Origin of the sequence: Shumkonia mesophila, from assembly GCF_026163695.1 — a bacterium.
Classification (GTDB): Bacteria; Pseudomonadota; Alphaproteobacteria; order Rhodospirillales; family Shumkoniaceae; genus Shumkonia; species Shumkonia mesophila.
In genome coordinates, this window is the sequence record NZ_JAOTID010000016.1 from 41466 (window position 1) to 56481 (window position 15016).

11 protein-coding genes and 1 tRNA gene are annotated in these 15016 nt (G+C 68.9%); 7 read left to right on the forward strand and 5 right to left on the reverse strand.

Annotated features, from left to right (window positions below; genetic code table 11):
* Positions 1–2718 (forward strand): MSCRAMM family protein, encoded by a 2718-nt coding sequence (locus ODR01_RS21065; protein WP_316979678.1) that lies wholly within the window; start codon positions 1–3, stop codon positions 2716–2718.
* Between the two features lie 25 nt (positions 2719–2743).
* On the opposite strand, the gene ODR01_RS21070 is transcribed toward ODR01_RS21065, so the two are convergent.
* Positions 2744–2820 (reverse strand) — tRNA-Arg (locus ODR01_RS21070).
* A gap of 440 nt (positions 2821–3260) precedes the next feature.
* Between ODR01_RS21070 and ODR01_RS21075 the strand changes: the two genes are divergently transcribed.
* The 4 genes from ODR01_RS21075 (at position 3261) to ODR01_RS21090 (ending at position 7342) form a co-directional block, all read left to right on the forward strand.
* The gene (locus tag ODR01_RS21075; protein ID WP_316979679.1) at positions 3261–4271 is read left to right on the forward strand and encodes a hypothetical protein; all 1011 of its coding nucleotides are present in this window, start codon (positions 3261–3263) and stop codon (positions 4269–4271) included.
* 167 nt (positions 4272–4438) lie between these two features.
* Entirely contained in the window at positions 4439–4939 is a 501-nt protein-coding gene (gpt, locus tag ODR01_RS21080; protein ID WP_316979680.1) for a xanthine phosphoribosyltransferase, read from the forward strand.
* On the forward strand, positions 4920–5819 hold the full coding sequence (locus ODR01_RS21085) for a DMT family transporter (protein WP_316979681.1): 900 nt from the start codon (positions 4920–4922) through the stop codon (positions 5817–5819). The genes gpt and ODR01_RS21085 overlap by 20 nt, the downstream gene beginning before the upstream one ends.
* 293 nt (positions 5820–6112) lie before the next feature.
* On the forward strand, positions 6113–7342 hold the full coding sequence (locus ODR01_RS21090; RefSeq protein WP_316979682.1) for an OmpP1/FadL family transporter: 1230 nt from the start codon (positions 6113–6115) through the stop codon (positions 7340–7342).
* A 135-nt stretch (positions 7343–7477) separates the two neighbouring features.
* On the opposite strand, the gene panC is transcribed toward ODR01_RS21090, so the two are convergent.
* Together panC and panB are read right to left on the reverse strand one after the other, a co-directional pair.
* Entirely contained in the window at positions 7478–8332 is an 855-nt protein-coding gene (gene panC / locus ODR01_RS21095; RefSeq protein ID WP_316979683.1) for a pantoate--beta-alanine ligase, read from the reverse strand.
* Positions 8329–9156, reverse strand: a complete 828-nt coding sequence (panB, locus tag ODR01_RS21100) for a 3-methyl-2-oxobutanoate hydroxymethyltransferase (protein ID WP_316979684.1) — start codon at positions 9154–9156, stop codon at positions 8329–8331. The genes panC and panB overlap by 4 nt, the downstream gene beginning before the upstream one ends.
* 227 nt (positions 9157–9383) lie before the next feature.
* Here panB and ggt point away from each other — a divergent pair, with 227 nt between their 5' ends.
* Together ggt and ODR01_RS21110 are read left to right on the forward strand one after the other, a co-directional pair.
* Complete coding sequence (gene ggt, locus ODR01_RS21105; RefSeq protein ID WP_316979685.1) at positions 9384–11201, forward strand: gamma-glutamyltransferase; 1818 nt, start codon at positions 9384–9386, stop codon at positions 11199–11201.
* A gap of 16 nt (positions 11202–11217) precedes the next feature.
* Positions 11218–12417 carry a class I SAM-dependent rRNA methyltransferase gene (locus tag ODR01_RS21110; protein WP_316979686.1) on the forward strand — a complete coding sequence of 400 codons (1200 nt, stop codon included), beginning with the start codon at positions 11218–11220 and terminating at the stop codon, positions 12415–12417.
* A 146-nt stretch (positions 12418–12563) separates the two neighbouring features.
* Here ODR01_RS21110 and tam read toward each other — a convergent pair whose 3' ends face one another.
* Together tam and ODR01_RS21120 are read right to left on the reverse strand one after the other, a co-directional pair.
* A complete protein-coding gene (gene tam / locus ODR01_RS21115; protein ID WP_316979687.1) occupies positions 12564–13334 on the reverse strand; it encodes a trans-aconitate 2-methyltransferase in 771 nt (256 codons plus the stop codon).
* Positions 13335–13579: 245 nt separating this feature from the next.
* Positions 13580–15007: a sensor histidine kinase gene (locus ODR01_RS21120; RefSeq protein ID WP_316979688.1), complete on the reverse strand. Its 1428-nt coding sequence runs from the start codon at positions 15005–15007 to the stop codon at positions 13580–13582.
* Positions 15008–15016: the final 9 nt, after the last annotated feature.

Consider the following 15016-nt stretch of genomic DNA (forward strand, 5'->3'; position numbering starts at 1 on the left):
ATGACGCCTCGGTCCCTTTTCCTCTTGCTCGCGTGCGCCATCGCCGCGGGCCTTGCGGTTTCCTTCGCCGCAGTTGCGCAGGCGCCGCCGACGCCGGGCGTTGCGGCCGCCATGCGCGCGACCGGAGAGACGGCCGCCGAGGTCGAGGAACTGATCTTCGAGCTTCGCCTCAACAACCTGGTGCTGAGCGAAGCCTTCCCGGGGCTGCTCCGGGGCGCCAGCCTGCTGCTGCCGCTCGGCGATTTGGCCCGCGCGCTCGAGTTCCCCATTTCGGAGGACCCGCGGGCCGGCTACGCCAACGGCTGGTTCCTGCGCGAGAACCGCCTGTTCTCGCTTGACGTCGGGCGGGCCGAGGTCGTCCTCGAAGGGCGGCCGATCGACATCGACCGGCGGATGATCATCGTCGAGCCCGACGGCATCTATGTCGACATCCGCCAGTTGGCGCGCTGGTTTCCCGTCGATTTCTCGTTCGACACCGCCAGCCTGACGGTTTTCATCATGTCCCGGGAACCGCTGCCGGTCGAGGAGCGCCTGGCCCGCGGCCTGTACCGCCAGCGCGCCTTCGCCGGCCGCCGGGAGCGGCGGGAATATGCCCGCGTCGACAGCCCGCCGGCGATGCTGGCGCCGCCGGTCGGCGACCTGTCGGCCGAATTCACCGCCAGGCGCGAACCGGAAAGCGGCAGCACGACGTCCCTGCGCTACAGCGGCCTGATGACCGGAGAGATGCTTTACGCCAACTCCGAGGTCTACTTCGCGGGCGACGACGAGGATCGCCTGACGGACATGCGCATCCGCCTGGAGCGCAAGGACCCGGACGGCCGAGCCCTGGGCCGCCTCGGCGTCCGCGAGGCCGCCGTCGGCGACGTGCTGACGCCGGAGATGCCGCTTGTCGCCAAGCTTCAGCTCGGCCGCGGCGCCGTTCTTTCCAACATGGACCTCGAGACGCCCGAGGAGTTCGACCGCATCACGCTGGAAGGCAACCTGCCGCTCGGCTGGGAGATCGAGCTTTATCGCAACGAGGTGCTGCTGGAGTTCCAGACCGCCAGCGCCGACGGCCGCTACCGTTTCGAGGATGTGTCGCTGCTGTTCGGCGTCAACGTGCTTCGCCTGATCTTCTACGGTCCGCAGGGGCAGCGGCGCGAGGAGGTGCGCCAGGTCCGCGTCGACACCGACCAGATCAACGCCGGCGAGATCCGCTATCGCATCGCCGCCAACCAGCACGATACCCGGCTGTATTCCCGCAGCTACGACGGCACCGACCCGAATGTCGACGGCCGGCCGCGCGGCCTTGTCAGCACCATGCTCGGCATCACCGACTGGCTGACGCTCGGCACCAACCTCGCCAGCCTCCCCCGCGACGAGCGGCGCGGCGAGTACGCCGGCACCGCCCTGATCGCCACCACCGGCAATTTCCTGTGGCGGCTCGACGGCGTCAGCGAGGTGGGCGCCGGCACGGCAAGCCGCCTGTCGGGACAGACGTCGATCTTGGGCGTCTCGCTGTTCGGCGAGCACGGGATCTACGACGACTTCCTCAGCGAGCAGGCGACCGGCAGCGCGGGAAACCTGCTGAAAAAGCGAAGCCGCCTGCGCCTCGACGGCGTGGTGCCGTGGATCGATTCGCTCCAGCTGCCGTTCAGCATTTCCGGCGATCGCGACCGCCGCCAGGGGGGGGACACCACCACCCGCATCGGCGGCCGCATGTCGGCCGGCGTCGGCCGCGCCTCGGTGACCAATCGGCTCGACTGGACGGTCCAGCGCGGGCCGAGCGGCGCCAGCCGGACCGCGACGGGCAACTTCCTGGTGGGCGGTCCGGTCGGCGATTTCCGCCTGCGCGGCCAGATCGACTACCAGGCGGCCCCGGAGAGCCAGATATCGGCCCTGGCGATGAGCGCGGAGAAGCCGATCTGGCAGCAGTCCCAGGTCCGGCTCGGCGTGGCCCACGACATCTGGCCGGACCAGACGACGACTCTCTCGGCCGGCTTGAGCACCCGGTTGCACGAAGCCTATGTCGGCGTCCGCTGCGACGTCGACGACCAGGGCGAAGTCATGGGTCTTTTCACCGTTTCGACGTCGTTCGGCTACGATCCGGTCAAACGCTCGCCGTGGATGTCGGCGGAACGGCGCGCCGAAACCGGACAGTTCGCCGGCCGGGTCTTCATCGACGAGGACAACGACGGCGCCTTCGACGACGGCGAGCCGCTGATTCCCGACGCGCGCCTCGTGGCCGCCGGGCAAAGGAAAAGCGACCCGACCGGCGAGGACGGACGCGTTCTCATGACCGGGTTGAGCGGCTACCGGCCCACCGACATCGCGGTTGACCCCGGCAGCCTCGAGGACCCGTTCTGGGTGCCGCAGCCCGAGGGCATCTCCATCGTGCCGCGCCCCGGCTCGACGGCCACCCACGATTTCGCCGTCGTCTCGACCGGCGAGGTGGATGGCACCGTCTTCAGGGTCATCGGAGGCAAAGCCCGCCCGGTTTCCGGGGCCGTCGTCCAGCTGGTCGGCGAAAAGGGAGAGGTCGTGCGCACCGAACGGTCTGCCTACGACGGCTTCTATCTGTTCCAGTTCGTGCCGCCGGGGCGCTATCGGGTGCGGGTGGACCCGATGCAGCTGCACGAACTCGACCTGATCGAGGCCGACACCCCGGCGGTGGAGATCACCGGAAACGGCAGCATCGTGGGCGGCCAGAAGATCGTTCTGCTGCCGGTGTCCGGATGAAGAGCAAAGGAGAAAACAAAGGAAATGGCGCGCCCGAAGGGACTCGAACCCCTAACCTTCTGATCCGTAGTCAGATGCTCTATCCAATTGAGCTACGGGCGCCAGGAAGCCTTGAAACCGGCGGTGGATCATGGATCCCCCGGCGTCAAGGCCCGGCAACCTACCCCAGCGGGGCATCGAACGCAAGGGCTTCGACGGCGTCAAATTCAAGCCCGCCAAACCCTAGGGAATTCCGTCCTTGTCGGGCTTAGGGGCATTGTTTAATATCGCCACTACCAATAAGAAGGGGTTTCGGCACAGCCGAACAAATAAATGAAGCGGTTTCGGCCATGGGTTCTTTCCACAACCAAAGGCAATCACGCAAAATGATGTCATGGAAATTTCGGGTGGCCGTCGTGGGGGCGACGTTTCTGCTACCGGCATGCGCGTTTACCGAGGAGGCTTTATGGCCTTCTTTGACCGGGGAAGACCCGGCGGGAGGAAACGCCAAGCAAACCCAACAGGCACAACAGACGACCCCGGCCCAGCAACCGGGGGCGGTGGTGCCGATCGCAGCCCCGGGTCCGGCCGTGCAGCCGCCGCTGGGCAGCACGGACTTCACCCCGCCGGGTGTCACGCCCGGCCCGGATACCGGCACCTTCGTCGGCAAGAAGGCCGTCGAGTTGCGCGGCGAGCTGGCGCGTCTCCAGCAGTCGATCGCCGAGCACAACGCCGCGCTCCAGCAGTTGCGGGCCAAGGTGGTTCAGGATTCCCAGCGTTACCACACCACGGTCGGCACCATCAACGCGCGGCTGCAGGTGGGCACGACGCCGGGCAACCCCATCCTGGTACAGCAGTTCAACAGCGCGCAGGGCGATCTCGACCGGGTGTCTTCCGACATTGCCGAGATGAACAATCTGGCCACCCGCGTGGCCGCTGATTCGACCATGTCGGCCTTCCTTTCGGAATCGGCCCGCGCCGCCTTCGGCATCTCGGGCGCCGTCGACGAGGACCATCGGCAGTTGACCATCCTCGAGGACGAGGTCAACCGCACCGTGGTGCTGATCGACCGGCTGCTCAAGGAAGTGGCCGACGACGTGCGCCGCCAGACCGCCTATGTGGCGACCGAGCGCGGCAACCTCAACCTGCTGTCGGCCGGCATCAAGAGCGGCGAGATCTATGGCGCCAGCCTGGTCAACCGGGCCATGGCCTCGGTGGCCGGAACGGTGCCGGACGATACCCGTTCGGCGGCCCGGACGGGTGAAATCGCCGGCCGCCGGCCGCTGGTGGTCATCCGCTTCGACAAGCCCAACGTGCCCTATCAGCAGGCCGTCTACAACGCCGTCAGCCGCGTCCTCGAACAGCGGCCGGACGCCACCTTCGACCTGGTGGCGGTGGCGCCGACGGCGGGCGGACCGGCGCGCGTCGCCGTCAACACCAACAAGTCGCGGCGGTTCGCCGAGGGCGTCCTGCGCTCGCTGGTCGAGATGGGCCTGCCGCCCAACAAGGTGGCGATCGCCGGCACCACCAGCGACGCCGCCAACACCAACGAGGTGCATATTTACCTTCGTTGAACGGCCTCATCGCAGTCGTAAGGAAAACCGGCGCCCGGGGCGCCGGTTTTTCATTTGGCGGGCGGCGGTCCCCGGGAGCATGCTCTAACAGGCGTTGCCTGGACGGTGGGCGTCGGGGTAAAAGTCGCCGCCCGGGTCGGGCCAAACCATCACGAAAGACGGATGTCATGCCCAACTTCAGAGACGACGTCATCAACCACGCGGTCACCTGGGTCGAGGTCCATCGCGACACCAAGAAGCTGGCCGTCAAGCTGATGGACATGGGGCCATGGAAGGGCGTCATCGCGCTGACCCGCGGCGGCCTGGTGCCGGCCGCCATCATCGCCCGCGAGCTCAACATCTTCGTCGTCGACACGCTGTGCATCTCCACCTACGACGAACAGGTCATGGGCACGCTCAACGTGCTGAAGATTCCCGAGCGCGCCGCCGCCGAAGAGGGCGAGGGCTGGCTGCTCATCGACGACCTGGTCGACACCGGGACCACCGCCAAGGAGGCGCGCCGCATCCTGCCCAAGGCCCACTTCGCCACCGTCTACGCCAAGCCCAAGGGGCGGCCCCTGGTCGACACCTGCGTCAGCGAGGTCAGCCAGGAAACCTGGGTCTACTTCCCCTGGGACACCGAGCCCCAGTACGTCATGCCCATCGCCCATGGCCCCCGCAAGGCCTGACGGCCCGGGCGGCCTGCCGCGCGACGGGCTGGTCCTGCTGGCCCTCGTCACGCTGGCGTGGGGTCTTGCCTGGCCGGCCATGAAGATCGTTCTCAACGAAATGTCGCCGTGGACCTTCCGCGAGGTGACGCTGCCGGCGGGTGGGCTCATCCTGATGGCGTTCGCGCGCATGGTCGGGCAGCCGCTGGCGGTGCCGCGCCGCAAATGGACGGCGCTGATCGTCGTCTCGCTGATCAATGTCGGCGGCTGGCATCTGTTCAGCGCGCTGGGCTTGAGCCAGATGTCCTCGGGGCGGGCCGTGCTCGTCGCCTACACCATGCCGCTGTGGGCGTCGCTGGCCGGCGCCGTGCTGCTGGGCGAGGCGGTGACCCGGCGGCTCGGCATCGCCCTCGTGCTGGGCATGGCCGGGGTGGCCGTGCTGCTGTCGGGCGATCTGGCGGCCCTGCGCGGTGCCCCGTGGGGCATCGTCTACATGCTGGTGGCGGCCATGTTCTGGGGGGTCGGCATCGTGCTGCTCAAGCGCGTCGTCTGGGAAATGCCGCCCCTGGCGCTGGCCGCCTGGCAGCTCATCGTCTCCTCGATCCCCATCGCGCTGCTGGCCGGAATGGTCGAGGGATGGACGCTGCCCGCGCTGTCGCCGCTGGCGCTGGCCACCCTCGTCTTCGTCATCGTGGTGCCCATCGGCTTTTGCAGTTGGGCCTTCCTCAAGGTGATCACCCTGTTTCCGGCCAACGTTTCGGCCATCGGCACCCTGATGATCCCGGTCGTCGGCGTTCTCAGCGGCAGCCTCATCCTGGGCGAGCCGATCGGCTGGCGCGAGATGGCCTCGCTCGCCCTTATCGGCTCCTCGCTCGTCCTTACCCTCTTCTACCGGCGATAACGGCCAGGCGGGTCGCGAACGGCGCGAAAGTCGCCGGGCGCCCCATCAACCCAGGGTTTCCGCCGATCGCCGGCCCGTCGCCGCGAATTCTTGTCATTCCCATCCTCACAAATTGCAACGTGCTGGTGCAAAGAAGGGCTAGCCGAGACCTGTTTTTTGTATTAGAACCATGAAAATTAGATATCCCTAATGTTTTTACGGGTATCTGATTATCGATCGCACCGGCCACCACCGGAAAGCACGTCGGGAAAACCTGGGCGGGGATCGAAAACAAAAAAAGATGGAGAGGAACAATGAGGAAGACGTTCACCACATCCACCGCCCTCGGAGCCGGCCTTGCGGTGGCCGCGCTCGCGCTCACCGCCACGCCGGCGGCGGCCACCAACGGCTACATGGGCATCTGCGTCGGGGCCAAGAACTGCGGCATGGCCGGCGCCGGCGTCGCCCTGCCCCAGGACGCCACCAGCGGCGTCATCAATCCCGCCCTGATGGGGCGCGTCAAGAACCAGGTCACGGTGTCGCCCGGCTGGTTCCATCCGGAGCGCTCGCTGGATCGCTCGGGAGCGACCAACAACAGCCTTCCCAAAGCCAACGAAGACAGCCAGCACGAAAATTTCATGGAAGGATCGGCCGGGGTCAACTATCACGTCAGCCCCGAGGTCACCCTCGGCCTTTCCGCGTCCGGCAGCGGCGGCATGGACACCAAATACGAAACGTCGCGAACCGGCACCGGTTTTGGCGTCAATGGCTATGACAGCGAGGTCACCTATCGGCTTCTCCATGTCAAGCCGACCGCCACCTGGGCACCCAACGACTGGTCGGCTTACGGCGCCAGCGTCAACATCGGCTGGGCCGATTTCAAGTCGAACATGGCGACCAATAACAACTTTGCGCAGACCGCCGGCAACAACAAGCGCGAGTCGATCTGGGGCATCGGCTTTACCCTGGGCGGCCTGTGGGACGCCAACGAGCAGCTGAGCTTCGGGGCCAGCCTGTCGTCGCCGACGTGGTTCCAGTACTTCGACAATTACGGCGACCTGTTCCTCGGATCCCTCGACGTTCCGGCCCACGGCACCGTCGGCTTCGTCTACCGCCCCACGCCGCAGACCGACATCGCCTTCGACATCAAGTACATCGCCTGGAACTCCGTCTATCCCATCGGCAAAACGCCGGCGGCCGGCGGCTTCGGCTGGGAAAGCGAGCCGGTGTTCATGCTGGGCGCCCAGCATCGCCTGAACGATCGGTACACGGTGCGCGCCGGCTACAACTACGGCCCGTCGCCGGTTCACGAGAACGTGGTCTTCGCCAACGGCCTGTTCCCGGCGGTCACCGAGCACCACTTCGCCGTCGGCGCCAGCTACGTGCCGTCGCCGAAGTGGGAACTGTCGGCAAGCTTCTTCTATGCGCTGAACAACAAGGTGACCGACAACGGCAGCGGCGACCAGTACAGCCAAATGGGCGCGGGCGTCAGCGTCGGCATGTGGCAGATGGGCGGCCAGATCGGGGTCAGCTACAACTTCTAGGTCCGCCATCCCACCGGGCGCGGCGTTCCTCCCGGGGCGCCGCACCCTAATTTCGGGGACGCCATATTTAATTAAGGTTTGCAGCCCGGCGAGCGGAAAGGGCGACCGCCTTAATTAAATATGGCGTCCCCGAAATTAGACGGGGATGTTGTCGATGAGGCGGGCCCGGCCGAGATGGGCGGCGGCCAGCACGCGGGCCGGCTCCCCGGCCGAGGCGATCGGCTGCAGGGTGGCGGCGTTGCGGACCTCGATGTAGTCGACCTTGGCGAACCCCGCCGCCAGCAGCTCGCGGCCGCCCCAGGCCGCCCGCTCGCCGGGATCGGCGCCGTCGCGCACGGCGGCGGCGATGGCCCGGAGAACGCGGATCAGGGCCGGCGCCACGGCCCGCTGCTCGGGCGTCAGATAGGCGTTGCGCGACGACATGGCCAGGCCGTCGGCCTCGCGCACGGTCGGCGCGCCGCGCACGGCGACCGGAATGTCGAGATCGGCCACCATGCGCCTGATCACCAGAAGCTGCTGGTAGTCCTTCTCGCCGAAAACGGCAACGTCGGGCAGGGCCTGGAGCAGCAGCTTGGCGACCACGGTGGCCACCCCGGTGAAGAAGCCGGGGCGGAACGACCCTTCCAGGATGTCGCCGAGGCCGGGCACCGCGACCTGGGTGGCCGAGCCCTGCGGGTACATTTCCCCGACGGTCGGCGCGAACAGCAGGTGGGTGCCCTCGCCCGCCAGCTTGGCCATGTCGCCCGCCTCGTCGCGCGGATAGGCCGCCAGGTCCTCGTTCGGGTTGAACTGCTTGGGATTGACGAACAGCGTCACGCAAACCCGGCTGGCTTCCTTGCGGATCCCGCGCACCAGCGACAGGTGGCCGTCGTGCAACGCCCCCATGGTCGGCACCAGGCCGACGGTTTCGCCGGCGGCGCGCCATTCGGCGACGCGGGCCCGCAGGCCGGCCACCGTGCGCACGACCTCGATCTTCGACGTCCCGCTCATGACGGCTTCTTGGGTCCGAACAGGTGCTCGGGGCCGGGGAAGCGCCTGGCCCTGACGTCCTCGGCGTAGGCCTGGACGGCCTTCGCCACCTCGGCGCCGAGTTCGGCGTAGCGCCTGACGAATTTCGGCGTGAAGTCGGCGAACAGGCCGAGGATGTCCTCGGTGACCAGGATCTGGCCGTCGCAGGCGGCCGACGCGCCGATGCCGATGGTCGGAATGGGAATGGCCGCCGTGATGTCGCGGGCCACCGCCTCCACCGTGCCCTCGACGACGACGGCGAAGGCTCCGGCCTCGGCGATCGCGCGAGCGTCGGCCATCAGCCGGGTCGCCTCGTCGGCCTCGCGGCCGTGGGCGCGATAGCCGCCGTCGGCGTGCAGCGACTGCGGCGTCAGCCCGATGTGGGCCATCACCGGAATGCCGCGGGTCGCCAGGAAGCGGATGGTCTCGGCCATCTCGACGCCGCCCTCCAGCTTCACCCCTTTGGCCCCGGTTTCGGCCATCACCCGGGCGCCGGCGCGATAGGCCACCTGGGGCGATTCCTTGTAGGAGCCGAACGGCAGGTCGACGATCAGGCAGGCGTGCTCGGTGCCGCGCGCCACCGCCTTGCCGTGGGCGATCATCATGTCCAGTGTGACGCCCAGCGTCGTCTCCATGCCGTAGACGACGTTGCCCATGGAATCGCCGACCAGCAGCAGGTCGACGTGGGGGTCGAGAAAGCGCGCCATCGGCGTCGAATAGGCGGTCAGGCAGACGATCGGTTCGCCGCCCTTGCGGGCCCGGATGTCTCGAATGGTGATGCCGCGTTGGCGGCTCGCTGTACTCACTGTCCTTTCTCCCGCGAGGCTCTGCGAAGGCCGGTTTCCCGCCGCCATCGCCGGGGGCGGGAAAGGCCGGTGGCGCACTATAGGCCCCCCGGATCGGCCCCGGCAATCGCTTCGTGAAAGGCTTGGCGCATCTGGGCTTTCTCGGGCATTATGCCGGCCACGCCCGATGTCCCGCCAGGGCCGGGAGGACGGGCGCGGGAAGAAAATTCGGAAGACGAGGTGGGGACATGAGGACAGGATGGTTTTCCTTGCGCGGCGGCCTGACGGCGGTGGCGATCCTGTTGCTGGGCGTCGCCGCCTGCGAGCCGCTTCCGCCCGAGGAACCGCTTGCCGCGGCATCGCCGGCTGCGGTGGCGCCGCCGGCGCCGGTCGCCGAGCCGGTCCCGCCGCAGGCCCCGCCCGTGGCCGCCGTCGAGCCGGCGGCTTCCACCAAACAGATGATCGCCGCCGCCCATCCGCTGGCGGCCGAGGCCGGGCTGGCGATGCTCAAGGCCGGCGGCAGCGCGATCGACGCCGCCATCGCCGCCGAACTGGTGCTGGGCCTAGTCGAGCCGCAGTCCTCGGGCATCGGCGGCGGCGCCTTTCTCATGCATTACGCGGCGAAGACGGGCGAGATCGCCGCCTACGACGGCCGCGAGACGGCGCCCGCCGCCGCCACGTCCGACATGTTCCTCAACGCCGACGGCCGGCCCATGGCCTTCGAGAAGGCCGTGGTCGGCGGTCTCTCCGTGGGCGTCCCCGGATTTTTGCGCATGGCCGAGATGGCGCACCGCGAGCACGGGCGGCTGCCCTGGGCCCAGTTGTTCGATCCGGCCATCGGCCTGGCCGAGAAGGGCTTCGCGGTTTCCGAACGGCTGCACGGCCTGATCGCCGGGGCCAAGCATCTGAAGACCTTCGCCGCCACCGCCGGCTATTTCCATGGCCCCGACGGCCAGCCCCGCGCGGCCGGCGAGATCGTCGCCAACCCGGCCTACGCCGCCACCCTTCGCGAGGTCGCCGAGAAGGGCGCCGAGGCCTTCTACACCGGGCCGATCGCCAGCGACATCGCCGCCGCCGCGCGCGGCGCCAGGCCCAACCCGGGGCGCATGGTCGCCGCCGACCTCGCCGGCTACAAGGCGATCAAGCGCGAACCGGTGTGCCTGTTCTACCGCGCCTGGATGGTCTGCGGCATGCCGGCGCCCACCTCGGGTGGCATCACCACGCTGCAGATCCTGGGCCTCCTGCAGGGAACCGATCTGGCGGCGCTCAAACCCAATTCGGTCGAGGCCGTGCACCTGATCGCCGAGGCCAGCCGGCTGGCCTTCGCCGACCGCGACACCTATATCGCCGACCCCGCCTTCATCCCGGTGCCGGCCGCCGGCATGCTCGATTCCGGCTACCTGAAACTGCGGGCCCGCGAAATCTCGCCGACGCGCAGCATGGGCACCGCCTTCCCCGGCATGCCGGGCACCGGCGGGGCGTGGAACTTCGCCCCCGACGACACCCGGACCGGCGTCTCCACCACCCATCTGGCGGTGATCGACGCGGACGGCAACGCCGTCTCGCTGACGGCCAGCATCGAGGGGCCGTTCGGCTCGCACCTGATGGCGAGGGGCTTTCTGCTCAACAACCAGCTCACCGATTTCTCGTTCGCCCCGGTCAAGGGCGGCGCGCCGGTCGCCAACGCGGTGGAACCGAAGAAGCGGCCGCGCAGTTCGATGGCCCCGATGCTGGTCTTCGACGGCACCGGGCGGGTGGTCGAGGCGGTGGGGTCGCCCGGCGGCTCGCGCATCATCGGCTATGTCGCCAAGACGCTGATCGCCACGCTGGACTGGAAGATGGACATCCAGGCGGCCATCGACCTTCCCAACTTCGTCAACCGCAACGGCAAGACGGAACTGGAAAAGGGCACGCCGCTGGAAGCCCTGGCGCCGGCCTTGAAGGCCCTCGGCCACGAGGTGACGATCGGTGAGATGACCAGCGGCCTGCACGGCGTCACGGCCGACGCCACAGGCCTTGCCGGCGGCGCCGACCCGCGCCGCGACGGCGTCGCCCTCGGCCAGTAAACGGAAGGTTCCCCCCATGAGCGCCGCCAGCCCCGACTATCCCCGCGTCTTCGTGCTGCCCGGCCGCGACAAGCGGGCGGCGCGCGGCCACCCGTGGGTCTACGCCAACGAGGTGCGCATGGACGCCGAGGCCAAGGCGCTGGCGCCCGGCGCCATCGTCCTCCTGCTGCGCACCGACGGCAAGCCGCTGGGGGTCGGCACCTTCAACCCGCACGCCCTGATCGCCTTCCGGTTCCTCAGCCGCGATCCCGCCGTTTGCGTCGACGAGGCCTTCTTCGCCGGCCGCCTGGGCCGCGCGCTGGCCCTGCGCGAGCAGCTGTTCGACGCCCCGTACTACCGCCTCGCCCATGCCGAGGCCGACGGCCTGCCGGGCCTGGTCGTCGATCGCTTCGGTCCCGTGCTTTCCGTGCAGGCCGGTACCGCCGGCATGGACGGCTGCCTGCCCCAGGTGCTGGCCGCCCTCGATACCCTGCTGGCGCCCGCCGCCGTGGTGCTGCGCAACGACGGCCGCGGCCGCGCGCTGGAGGGGCTCGCCGCCGAGGTTCGCGTCGTCAAGGGCCGGCTCGACGGCCCCGTCGAGGTCAAGGAAGGCGGGCTGACCTTCCTGGCCGACTTGGGCGAGGGACAGAAGACCGGCTGGTTCTTCGACCAGCGCGACAATCGCGCCCGGGTCGCCCGCCTGGCCAAGGGCGGGCGCATGCTCGACGTCTATTGCTACGCCGGCGGTTTCGCGGTGTCGGCCGCCGCCGCCGGCGCCACCGAGGTTCTGGCCGTCGACAGCTCGGAGAAGGCCCTCGAGCTGGCCGCGCTTTCGGCGCGCGTCAACGGCGTCGCCGGGCGCTGCGCCTGGCGGCGGGCCGATGCCTTCGAGGAAATGGCCCGCCTCGATGCCGCCGGCGAGCGCTTCGAGGTGGTGGCGGTCGACCCGCCGGCCTTCGTCAAGTCGCGCAAGGACCTGGCGAGCGGGCTCAAGGGCTATGGCAAGCTGGCCCGCCTGGCCGCCCGGCTGGTGGCCCCCGGCGGCTTCCTGTTCATGGCGTCGTGCTCGCACAACGTCGAGCCGGCTCCCTTTGCCGAGACGGTGGCCGAGGGCGTCTACAAGGCCGGCCGCGAGGGCCGCGTGCTGTCGGCGACGGGCGCCGCCGCCGACCATCCGGTGCACCCCCAGCTTCCGGAATCGGCCTATCTCAAGGCCCTCATCCTGCAGCTCGACTGATTGAGTTTTGGAGTTTTGGGGACGCCATACTTAATTCACGAATACGGCTGCTCAAGGAGTCCGCAACTTCCGACGTGAATTAAGTATAGTGTCCCCAAAACTATTAAGTATGGCGTCCCCAAAACTATTGGTCTCCCCAAAACTATTCAGCAGGTGGCGACGATGAACAGCCGGCGGAAGGGGAACAGCGTGCGGCCGTCGGGGCGCGGCGGATAGGCGGCCAGCACCCGCTTGGCGTAGGTGTCGAGGAAGGCCTGGCGCTCCTCGCCCTCGAGCGCTTCGAGGAAGGGCCGGAGCGCCGTGCCCTTGGTGAACTCGACCACCGGATTGTGGCCGTCCAGCACCTGCCAGTAGATGGTCTCCCACACCTCCAGGCGCAGCACGACCGGGCTCAGCCAGTCATAATAGGCCTCGGGCGCCGCCACCGGCTCGGGGCGCATCAGGGGCTTCAGCCGCGCCGCCCACGGACCGTTTTCGATGGTTTCCCTCATCAGGGCGTGCGACGGCTCGCGCTGGTTGCGCGGCATCTGCACGGCCAGCACGGCACCCGGCGCCAGCAGGCCGGCCAGGTGCGGGAACACGCTGGCGTGGTCGTCCAGCCATTGCAACGCCGCGTTGGAAAAGAACAGCTCGGCCGGCCTGGCCGGCCGCCATGTCCGAAGATCGGCCTCCTGCCACTGGATGGCGCCGCTCTCGCCGGCCTGGGCCTTGGCCAGCATCTCGGGCGCGGAATCGACGCCAATGACCTCGGCCCCCGGCCAGCGCTCGGCCAGCAGCCGGGTGATGTTGCCGGCCCCGCAGCCGAGGTCGTAAACCACCCTCGGCGCCTCCAGCGGCACCCGCGCCATGAGGTCGCGGGCCGGCCGCGACCGCTCGGTGGCGAATCGCAGATACTGAACGCTGTCCCAGGTAGCCATGCGCCGTCCCCCCCCTTTGCCGCTCCGACCTTCCCGTCATAGGACATCCGCCGGCCGGCGGCAACTGCGGGCTAGAGCATTTTGCGGCCACATGGAATCACCCCTTTATTGGTCGTCATTCCCGCGAACGCGGGAATCCAGGGCAACCGCTCCGTCACTCGCCCTGGACCCCCGCGTTCGCGGGGGTGACGATGAAGAATGATCCCGCCTGAGCGGAAAATGCTCTAGCGCGATGGTTGCGGGCCTCAGGCGCCGGCCGGCAGGTCGATCTCGAAGATGGCGCCGGTGGCGTCCGACCGGGCCAGGGTCGCCTCGCCGCCGTGCGCCTTGGCGATGTCGCGCACGATGACCAGGCCCAGCCCGGTGCCGCCCGCCCGGGCCGAGCCGACGAACGGCTGGAACAGCCGCTCCCGGGCCCGCGGCGGCAGCCCGGGGCCGTCGTCGGCGACCCGAAGCACGACCCGCCCGGCGGCCCGGGAGGCCGTCAGCGTCAGGGTCTTGGCGCCGGCCTCGCCGGCGTTGCGGGCCAGGTTCTCGATCAGGCGCGTCAGCTGGCGGCGGTCGCCCTCCACCGTCAGGGCCGGCTCGATGTCGTTTTGCCAGGCGAGATCGAACACCCCCTGCTGGCGGGGGTCGCCCTCCGCCGCCATGCGCAGCGCGTCCTCGACGTCCTGCGCCAGCCCGTGCAGGTCGACCGCCGCCCGTTCGCTCTTGGCCACCCCGTCGCCGACGTAGTTCAGCGTCTGGCGGCACAGGTTGACGGCGGCGTCGATGGCGTTAAACAGCCGGGGCGTCACCTTCTGCACTTCGGGGTCGTCGATGTCGGCCAGGCGGTCGTGGACCAGCATGGCGGTGGCCAGGCTGTTGCGCAGGTCGTGGTTGATCTTGGCCACCGCGGCGCCCAGCGTGGCCAGCCGCTCCTTCTGCACCAGGGCGGCCCGCACGTCGCGCTGCATGACCGCCAGCTGGCGTTCGGCGACGCCCATCTCGTCGGCGCTCCCCGCCGGCACGATGATGCGCGTCTCGTCCTCGGGGTCCTCCTGGAAGCGGGCCATGCTGCCGGTGATGCGGCGCATCGGGCGGACCAGCAGCCATTGCAGGCTGAAATAGACGGCGCCCGCCGTGATCAGCGAGATGACGATGGAAAGGGCCAGGATGCGCACCGAATAGTCGTACATGGCGCGGCGCATCGGCGTCTCGTCGATCACCGTCTCGACCATGACGGCGGGGTCGCGCGGCGAATCGCCGACCACGCGCAGCACGCGGTTGTCCCGCTGGGCCAAGGTGCCGTAGGCGCCGGCCAGCCAGTGGACGGCCGCCATCTCGGTCAAGTCGACGGTGACGTCGATCCGGGGCGGCATGTCCTTGCTCAGCATCAGCACCCGGCGGTCGGGGCGCTTGAGCACGATGGCGTAGGCCCCGGCGTGGAACAGCAACTCGTCCTTGAGGGCGGGGCCGAGGGTGGCGTCCGAGGTGGCTTCCAGCGCGAGGGCCGCCAGATGGGCCTGGGACACCGCCTCCTCCAGGTAGGACTTGCGGAAGCGCGAGATGGAAGGCGCATAGATAAGCAGCTCGGCCACCATGACGAAGGCGATGGTAAGCAGCAACAGCCGCGCCGACAGGCCGAAGATCACCGGCCGCCCGGGAGGAGAGGGAGGAGAGGGTTCCGTCATGCCCGAAGC

Coding starts and splice junctions, on each gene's coding strand:
- ODR01_RS21065 (WP_316979678.1), top strand. CDS start 1: ATGACGCCTCGGTCCCTTTTCCTCTTGCTCGCGTGCGCCATCGCCGCG.
- gpt (WP_316979680.1), top strand. CDS start 4,439: ATGCCCAACTTCAGAGACGACGTCATCAACCACGCGGTCACCTGGGTC.
- ODR01_RS21085 (WP_316979681.1), top strand. CDS start 4,920: ATGGCCCCCGCAAGGCCTGACGGCCCGGGCGGCCTGCCGCGCGACGGG.
- ODR01_RS21090 (WP_316979682.1), top strand. CDS start 6,113: ATGAGGAAGACGTTCACCACATCCACCGCCCTCGGAGCCGGCCTTGCG.
- panC (WP_316979683.1), bottom strand. CDS start 8,332: ATGAGCGGGACGTCGAAGATCGAGGTCGTGCGCACGGTGGCCGGCCTG.
- ggt (WP_316979685.1), top strand. CDS start 9,384: ATGAGGACAGGATGGTTTTCCTTGCGCGGCGGCCTGACGGCGGTGGCG.
- ODR01_RS21110 (WP_316979686.1), top strand. CDS start 11,218: ATGAGCGCCGCCAGCCCCGACTATCCCCGCGTCTTCGTGCTGCCCGGC.
- tam (WP_316979687.1), bottom strand. CDS start 13,334: ATGGCTACCTGGGACAGCGTTCAGTATCTGCGATTCGCCACCGAGCGG.
- ODR01_RS21120 (WP_316979688.1), bottom strand. CDS start 15,007: ATGACGGAACCCTCTCCTCCCTCTCCTCCCGGGCGGCCGGTGATCTTC.